Raw genomic sequence first — 218 nt, forward strand, 5'->3', positions numbered from 1 at the left:
CCTCTGGGCTCGGGTATTGCCGCCAGCAATAACTCGTCCGGCGGGGTGGCGGCGACGGGGGTTTTTACCCGTTCGTCGTCGGGGGTGAAGACCGGGTCGGCGAAGACGGCGAGGGTTTTAGTTGCCGGGGTTCGGGAGGCTGTATCTTGGCGAATTTGGGCGATCGCAGAAGCGGAGGGCGATCGCACGATTTCATACTGTTCGATCAGCGGTTCGTA

General features: G+C 61.9%; 1 protein-coding gene. It reads right to left on the reverse strand.

Features of this window, described 5'->3' with window-relative positions:
• The coding region (locus LKE08_RS29355; RefSeq protein ID WP_324707565.1) for a hypothetical protein at positions 1–218 on the reverse strand (218 nt) is incomplete at both ends.

It is taken from the genome of Lyngbya sp. CCY1209, from assembly GCF_035615495.1.
GTDB lineage: Bacteria > Cyanobacteriota > Cyanobacteriia > Cyanobacteriales > Microcoleaceae > Limnospira.